Genomic DNA, 7570 nt, shown 5'->3' on the forward strand with positions numbered 1-7570 from the left:
TGCCTCGTCCTTTCAAAGCTAGAAAACCAGATTAATCAGCATGCCGCGGATCTCGCCGATCTTTTGCAACAGCTCGATCTTGCCTTGCTCCGTCTCCAGCAATTCGTCTGCCATCGCCAGCAGCGCAGCATCCACTTCATCAAGAAGCTTATAACGCTTCCCACGGCCGCGGCGGTCCCAGCCTCTGGATTCTTTGATGCCCACACCCCGCCGAACCGTATCCTCGAGAAACCGCTTGACCATCATCCGGTACGCCTTCAGCTCCCGAACGGTCATGGACCGGGCAAGCCGGTCCCCTTGCATTTGAATCTCCTTAAATCTCCGGTTCAATTCTTCTTGGGTCGCCTGCTGCCCATGCCGCTGCATGACGTCGGCGAAGCTTTTCGACTGTACCGGCTTGGCAGGGCTGTCACTCACCCCCAAGCCGCTTTTGAGCGGCCGGTATCCCGGATCAATTTTCAAAGCGTCCACCGCCTATAATTGAATAGATAGAATGAATGTACGATAACATCGAAGCCTCGAATCGGCTTCTAGTAATTCCCTCGTGAAGGGAAGATCACTTTTTTTGATTTCTTTATGATGAAGATTAAAATGTTGGCTTTTCAGCACCGAAGCTTATGCTTCCGACGTGCTTTTTTTCAAAACGCTTTAGTTGGACGAAACTAGGGACGTAAGTAGCGCAGGCGTACTTAGGGAGTACGTGAGCAACTCCAATGTTTCCGTAGGAAACATACTTCGAAAGCATATGCTTAGCCCGGCCTACGTTCAAGATTCGACGTCGCCCCCTCCTCCTGCTGATACATCGTGATCAAAAGCCGACTTTTTAATTACCACTATATTAGAAGTGTTCGAAACGGTCTACTGGAAGCACAAACACCGTCGCCCCGCCCACTTGCACTTCCACGGGCAACGGCAAATACGAATCGGTTGTACCGCTCATCGGAGTAACCGGGGTTACTAATTGTTCCCGCACTTTACAACTGTTACGGATCACTTTCAATACGTCATCCACTTGATGGTCGTCTACACCGATCATAAATGTGGTGTTCCCCGCCCGAAGAAACCCTCCGGTACTCGCCAGCTTGGTTGCCCGATAGTTTTCTTTCACGAGCGCGCTGGATAGCCGGTTGCTGTCTTTATCTTGGATAATCGCAACAATCAGTTTCATTTGCAGTACCTCCTTATTTTATAAAAATGTACCATACTAACCTATTTGACACCTAGGCTAGGATCTCCTTTATTGCCGCATAAAGATGCCCGCGGATCTCCGCTGCAACCTCTTCTTGACTGCGAGAAGCATCTATCGTTTTGATCCGATCCGGATACATCCCGGCGAGGATGTGGTATCCTTCCCGAACCTTTTGATGAAAATGCAGGCTTTCCATATCCAGTCGGTTCACTTCACGTCCGGCACCTGCAGCGATCCGGGCCAACCCCACTTCCGGCTCAATGTCGAGATAGAAAGTGAGATCCGGAAACCTTCCCTTAGTGGCAAAAAGATTAATCTTCAGCACTTCCTCGATCCCGAGCCCACGAGCATGCCCCTGATAGGCCAGGCTGCTATCTATAAAGCGATCGCAGAGAACTGTAATTCCACGCTCCAGGGAGGGCTCCACCTTCTCCGCCAGATGCTGTCGCCTTGATGCGGCGTATAACAGTGCCTCGGTCCGCGCATCCATCGCCGTGTGCTGCGGATTTAAGATCACCTCACGGATCTTCTCCGCAATTTCGATGCCGCCAGGTTCCCTCGTAGAAATAAAGTCCACACCTTGTTCCTTAAGCAACTGTTCCATTTCCCGCATGACCGTCGTTTTGCCGGAGCCATCCCCCCCTTCAAGCGTAATAAATAATCCCTTGGCTTGATGGTTCATCTAGTTCGTTCCCTGCTTTCTTCTCCAAAAATCATGTACAAGTATATGCTTAGGTTTACCCTTTCTTGACTTGAATCGTATGCAACCGCGGGTCGGCCGGCCCCTGACACTTGGCTCCTGAATCCCTCAGCAGCCGCAGCCGTTGCCTTACCGTTTCGGTAATGATCTCCCCGGGGTAGAGCAGCGGGATGCCCGGAGGATACGGAATGATCATTTCCGCCGCTTGCCGACCGAGACTTTCCTCAACAGGGATCGCTTCGATCTCCCCTGGAATCAGCGGCGTAAGGCTAAACGGTACAGGCTCAGACACCTCCGACAAATGCCCTCCGTGAACTGAATTGTTCCACGTGGAAAGTTCATTGGCCGAACCTGTTGGGGAAACGATACCCCCTCTCACCGTTTTCCCCAGTGAATCGGCTTCGGCATTAGCGATGTGATCCAGCGCTTGCAGCAGCCGATCGGCATCTTCCATCGTTGTTCCTGGACCTAGCGCCAGGACCACAAAGCGGTCATCGCTCATCTCCGGCACGCAGCCTTCGGCTTCGAGCCGCTCTTGCAGTTCATACCCGGAGAGGGCTGCGGATGCATCGAATATCACAAGCTTCAAAGGATCTTGGATAGTATATGCAGCAGCCTCTCCGCTGGCGCCCGGCGGTTCCACAACGCCGAAGCGCGATTGCTTGGCCAGGCCGCGCCGCAGATGCGCGGCCGCGGCGAGCCCGCCCTCGAAGAAGGCGGGGCCCTGTGCCCCCAGCAGGCTTCGGCTCAGATCGAGCGAAGCCATGATGGGGTACGACGGGCTGGAGCTCTGCAGCATCGCCAGCCGCTGGCGCAGCAGCGTGCGGTCGAGCAGCCCGCCCTGCACGTGCAGCATCGCGCCCATCGTGAGCGCGGTCAGCATCTTGTGCGTCGACTGCACGACGCCATCGGCCCCCGCGGCCAGCGCGCTCTCCGGCAGCGCCGGGTGCTGGCCGAAATGGGCGCCATGCGCCTCATCGACGAGCAGCGGCACCCCGTGCGCGTGGCACAGCTCCGCCAGCGGCTGCAATGACGCCCCCATCCCATAGTAGCTCGGGTGCGTGAGCAGCACCCCCTTCGCGCCGGGATACCGGCGCAGGGCTTCACGCACCGTTGCTTCGCTCGGGATGGTAGCCAGGCCGCTGCCCGCATCCAGCTGCGGCGCCAAAAATACCGCGTGCGCGCCCGCCAGCATTAATCCGTGAATGACGGATTTATGCACGTTCCGCTGCACGAGCAGCACATCCCCTGGAGCGGTACACACGCTCAGGATCAAGGCCAGGTTGCCGGCCGTACTGCCGCCAACCAGAAAAAACGTCTCCTCCGCCCCAAACTGGGCGGCGGCCAGCTGCTGTGCCTCGCGGATGACGCCCTCGGGATGATGGAGATCATCCGTCCCGTTAATTTCCGTCACGTCGATTTCCATCACGCGGGCCAATTCCTCAATCCCCTTCGCATGACCGCGCAAAGCCTGTCCATTTTTATGCCCCGGGACATGAAAGGAAGCATCCTTTTTCACCTGATACTGCCGCAAAACCTCAACCAAAGGGGCCCTTCCGTAATGTTCCTCTGCCATTTCGATTCCTTCCAACACTGGGTTAACCTGATCTTTATGTGATTGCATTCATTGCTTCATTTCATTTTACCGTTAGTTCACCCACTAGAGCAATATAAAAGGACCCGCTCCCCAAAATGAACAGGTCCTTTTATCCGGCAGTGTTATGCATTTTTTTGCACCCAGATCTGCTTCATTTGATGAACAAAGAAGTGGTATTTCTCCTCCTGCACGTCGGTGCGCACCATTTCAGCCTCGCAAGCATCGCAGATAAATTCAGAAACGATATGAATCCCCTCCGTCTTCGGCTCTCCACATATAATGCAGGTGCTAACGCGCGACTCATCCATGTCCGATCCCACCTTGTTTTTTTTACTATCAGTATGACACAGATTCTACTATTTTAAACCTTTTCATAGTTCGCTTCCTACTTTATCTTATGCCGACAACCAGAGCCCCGTGTTTGTACGCGCCGTCTTAATTATTCTTGGATTCTTCCGATATATTAAGAAGAGCTAGTCCGCGATGTGCGGAGTTGATGAAAAATGGGAGGAGGAGCAAACGCTTGAAGTCCGCTGAAACCGAAAGCCAAGCGACCTTTTATCACTACACCTTGCTCAAAAAGAAGGTTTTACCGAAGTCGCTCATCTATAGCTTAGGCATACTCCCCGTCATATGGCTGGCAGCCGAGACGATATTCATATCCTGGACCAGTATCTTCTTCTTCCTATTAGCCCTACCGGTCATCTTATGGATCCAATATGTCATTTCCCGCTCCGTACTGATGATCGTCAGCCACTCCTATCGCAAGCGCTGGCGGTTTTCCCGACATATGCCATGGATTGGTTATTCACCTGATCAATACGTCTCTTATCCCGACTATCGCCGAGTCCATCTTCATTCCGCTTGGATCGGTTGCTGTATTATCGTGATTCTCATCCCTTGGTCGCCGGTCTCCTTTGTGCTCTCTTTAGTGTTCTGGCACCTCTGGCTGATGATCCCGCGATCGATCGTGCTTGCTACCCTTCGTGGACAACGTAAAGACGGGATGATCAAGATCACTGGCCTCGAAATTGCTTACTATAGGCAATAATTATGTTCATATACTCGATGTGAAAAAAGCCTGCTCCCTGCACAAATGCAGAGATCAGGCCTTTTATTTTCTTTAGCACATTCCATTACCGGGCTTGTCCGGTAGAGGGGCAGTTGCCTTTTCATATCCGAATTCTGATGCTATGGGCTGCTGCTTTCCAACCCTTGAATGACGGTTTTCGATTCTTTTTTCGGGACTAATACAGTAAAAGAGTTATCATGAAGCGTCAATTGAACAATTTGCTTCCCCTTCTCGTACACCCGAGTTGAACCAGTACTTTCCTCTTTCTTCTCCTTCCATCCCCACTCCTCGATTACCTTCTGATAGGCCTCAGGGATCTCACTGCTTTCCTTAAGTCCGGTTAGTCTATAATTAACATAGTCCATCTTCGAATTATTAAGAGCCGTATCCGTTTGGTTGGCCTCTTTAGGAACAGGGAAATTCTTCTCAACCGTTGCTCCTACATAATCTGTCCACGAAGGCTCGGAAGACGCACAGCCTGCGATGACTACCATCATCATCAAGACTCCCCACATGAAGCATAAGGAAATTCTAACTCCTCTTCGCTGCATGATCCATTCCTCCTTACCCTGCCTATATACTGAAAAATACTTCCTGTTGTCATTCTGATATAGATTCCGGATAGGCTAAATGCCCTAGATGCTAATTTACCAATCTAATTATAACGGGTGACGTCCCCCTGTCGGTAACAAAAAGGTTACATTCCATTTGGTAGAAACTGAAAATAATACAGTTAATTTTCTGAAAAGGGTAATGAATGCGTTATGTTCACGTTAGGTTATATAACATTTTAGATATATTTATGATATTTTTTAATGGGAGAAAACCTAAGTAATCCTTTGATTTATTGTGATATCCCTTGATGTATACGTTTTATTAGATAGTTCTCATCTTTGTCAATATATCTAACATGAATTTATGATGGTTCACATAAACTTTAAATTTTGACTTGGAGGGGAAATCTTATGAATCTTTATCGACGAGGCCTGAAACTAGGAAGCGCCGTCCTACTAACCTCTGTCTTGGTCACAGGGCTTGGAATCGGACAGCTTCCACAAGCCCAAGCCGCTTCAGGTACAGCCAAGGTTACAGCAAGCCAAACCTTTATCACCGGCGACCAATTTTACCAAGCGATGAAACAGGCGGCAACCGAGGCGGGAGGCTCCTTCACGATGCCGGAGGTCTCCAGTAACCGTGTGCTCCGCAGCCAAGCGGCTGTACTGCTTCAGCAATGGCTGGGGCTCGAGGATGCCGCTGAATCCTTCAGCGATGTTCCAGACCAAGCTGCTTACGCGGGAGCTGTTGGAGCCGTGAAGAAGGCCGGGCTTATGAAAGGCTATTCGGATACCTCTTTCCTGCCTGGCGCCCCTCTCACTGCCGACGATCTCGAGCGACTGCACGACCGTGTTGTCAGTTACCTAGCTCCTTTTATCCTTCCGGAAGCCACGATTTCTAAACTTCAGCTGGCTATGGAACAAGGCAAGATCACTTCTAAACAACTCGTACAAATGTATCTCGATCGAATCGATAAATATGATGATCAAGGGATTTCCCTGCAAGCTGTCCTTTCAGTTAATCCTGACGCACTCAGCATCGCCGAAGCGTTGGACCAAGAGCGCGCTGAAAAGGGACCTAGAGGACCACTGCACGGCATTCCGATCCTTGTCAAAGACAACTTTGACACCGCCGATATGCCGACGACCGCAGGCTGTCTTTGCTTGAAGGAGTCGATCCCTCCGCAAGATGCAGATCAAATTGCCAAGCTCAAAGAAGCCGGCGCGATCATCCTAGGCAAAACGAATCTTCATGAGTTTGCTTTTGGCATTACCACATCAAGCTCGTTAGGCGGCCAAACGAAAAATCCATATGCCCTTGACCATTATCCCGGCGGCTCCAGTGGTGGTACCGGAGCAGCAATTGCCGCCAACTTTGCCGCTGCCGGCCTGGGCACGGATACTGGAGGTTCCATCCGTATCCCGTCCAGCTTCAACAGCTTGGTTGGGATCCGCCCAACGATTGGCTTATCCAGCCGTGATGGAATTATCCCACTCGCTTTGACGCAAGACGTAGGAGGCCCAATCGCCCGAACAGTCGAGGATGCAGCGATCCTGCTCGACGCCACAGTTGGTTATGATCCAGACGATGTCGCCACCGCCTACAGCGTAGGCCGTATTCCTGCGAGCTACACCGACTTCCTTGACGTCAATGGCTTGAAAGGCGCGCGGATTGGCGTAGCCACGGAACTCTTCCAGGAGAACAACGATCAAGAAAAAGCTGTCACCGAAGTCGTGTCCAACGCGGTGAAAGAATTAGAAGCCCTTGGCGCAACCGTCGTGAATATTAAGATTCCAAATCTTGAGGAGATTATGAAATATCCAAGCTTAAGCGGCTACGAGTTCAAGTTCCAATTAAACGATTACCTCGAGGAACTCGGTGATAAAGCCCCTTACCACAGCCTGGCTGAAATCATCGCCTCTGGAGAGTACGATAAATCTCAAGAGCAATCGATGAAGGCTCGCGAGGCCCGAGAAACGCTGGACACTCAAGAATACAAAGACATTGTACTGAAACGCACCAGCCTTACCCGAGACTCCCTACTGAAGGTGATGGCCGACTATAAACTCGACGCGATTGTGTACCCAACCAGCACCCAACCACCAGCATTGATTGGTGAGGGCCAATCGTCCGGTAACAATAATCGCTTGAGCCCATTCTCGGGATTCCCTGCCATTACGGTCCCTGCCGGATTTACCAAAGACGGTCTCCCCGTTGGCATCGAGTTCCTGGGTCGCGCCTTCGATGAAGGCACACTCATCAAACTAGCTTATAGCTACGAACAAGGCACTCATCACCGTCACGCCCCTGCACTCACGCCATAATTCTGTTATATGAGATTACTTTGGAGAGCACTACCGGATATCGGTAGTGCTCCTATGTGTTTGTAGCAACGTTCTATCGGGCTTCAACACTTCCGCCACTCCTGATTCCTGCAAAAATACAGTTATTTGGGGA

General features: G+C 51.4%; 8 protein-coding genes. 2 read left to right on the plus strand and 6 right to left on the minus strand.

The genetic code is table 11. From position 1 onward, the window contains the following. Window positions 1–18: 18 nt before the first annotated feature. From PBA01S_RS17335 to PBA01S_RS17355, 5 genes are all read right to left on the minus strand, one after another. Entirely contained in the window at window positions 19–462 is a 444-nt protein-coding gene (locus PBA01S_RS17335) for a YaaR family protein (protein WP_016314718.1), read from the minus strand. Between the two features lie 376 nt (window positions 463–838). Further along, complete coding sequence (gene darA / locus PBA01S_RS17340) at window positions 839–1168, minus strand: cyclic di-AMP receptor DarA (RefSeq protein WP_009226367.1); 330 nt, start codon at window positions 1166–1168, stop codon at window positions 839–841. A gap of 52 nt (window positions 1169–1220) precedes the next feature. After that, entirely contained in the window at window positions 1221–1871 is a 651-nt protein-coding gene (gene tmk / locus PBA01S_RS17345; RefSeq protein WP_028539758.1) for a dTMP kinase, read from the minus strand. 55 nt (window positions 1872–1926) lie between these two features. Next, window positions 1927–3465 (minus strand): aminotransferase class I/II-fold pyridoxal phosphate-dependent enzyme, encoded by a 1539-nt coding sequence (locus tag PBA01S_RS17350; protein ID WP_127576425.1) that lies wholly within the window; start codon window positions 3463–3465, stop codon window positions 1927–1929. 143 nt (window positions 3466–3608) lie between these two features. Then, window positions 3609–3794, minus strand: coding sequence for a sigma factor G inhibitor Gin (locus PBA01S_RS17355; RefSeq protein ID WP_016314721.1), 186 nt, complete (start codon window positions 3792–3794; stop codon window positions 3609–3611). A gap of 215 nt (window positions 3795–4009) precedes the next feature. Here PBA01S_RS17355 and PBA01S_RS17360 point away from each other — a divergent pair, with 215 nt between their 5' ends. Next, window positions 4010–4537, plus strand: a complete 528-nt coding sequence (locus PBA01S_RS17360; protein WP_028539756.1) for a hypothetical protein — start codon at window positions 4010–4012, stop codon at window positions 4535–4537. Between the two features lie 140 nt (window positions 4538–4677). On the opposite strand, the gene PBA01S_RS17365 is transcribed toward PBA01S_RS17360, so the two are convergent. Beyond that, window positions 4678–5109: a hypothetical protein gene (locus tag PBA01S_RS17365; protein ID WP_016314723.1), complete on the minus strand. Its 432-nt coding sequence runs from the start codon at window positions 5107–5109 to the stop codon at window positions 4678–4680. A 414-nt stretch (window positions 5110–5523) separates the two neighbouring features. Here PBA01S_RS17365 and PBA01S_RS17370 point away from each other — a divergent pair, with 414 nt between their 5' ends. Beyond that, window positions 5524–7437, plus strand: a complete 1914-nt coding sequence (locus tag PBA01S_RS17370) for an amidase family protein (RefSeq protein ID WP_085170772.1) — start codon at window positions 5524–5526, stop codon at window positions 7435–7437. Window positions 7438–7570: the final 133 nt, after the last annotated feature.

The sequence above is a fragment of the Paenibacillus barengoltzii NBRC 101215 genome (assembly GCF_004000745.1).
Classification (GTDB): Bacteria; Bacillota; Bacilli; order Paenibacillales; family Paenibacillaceae; genus Fontibacillus; species Fontibacillus barengoltzii.

Excerpts from the sequence above, each read along its gene's own strand:
- darA (WP_009226367.1), bottom strand. The coding sequence starts at position 1,168 with ATGAAACTGATTGTTGCGATTATCCAAGATAAAGACAGCAACCGGCTA.
- tmk (WP_028539758.1), bottom strand. The coding sequence starts at position 1,871 with ATGAACCATCAAGCCAAGGGATTATTTATTACGCTTGAAGGGGGGGAT.
- PBA01S_RS17350 (WP_127576425.1), bottom strand. The coding sequence starts at position 3,465 with ATGGCAGAGGAACATTACGGAAGGGCCCCTTTGGTTGAGGTTTTGCGG.
- PBA01S_RS17355 (WP_016314721.1), bottom strand. The coding sequence starts at position 3,794 with ATGGATGAGTCGCGCGTTAGCACCTGCATTATATGTGGAGAGCCGAAG.
- PBA01S_RS17365 (WP_016314723.1), bottom strand. The coding sequence starts at position 5,109 with ATGCAGCGAAGAGGAGTTAGAATTTCCTTATGCTTCATGTGGGGAGTC.
- PBA01S_RS17370 (WP_085170772.1), top strand. The coding sequence starts at position 5,524 with ATGAATCTTTATCGACGAGGCCTGAAACTAGGAAGCGCCGTCCTACTA.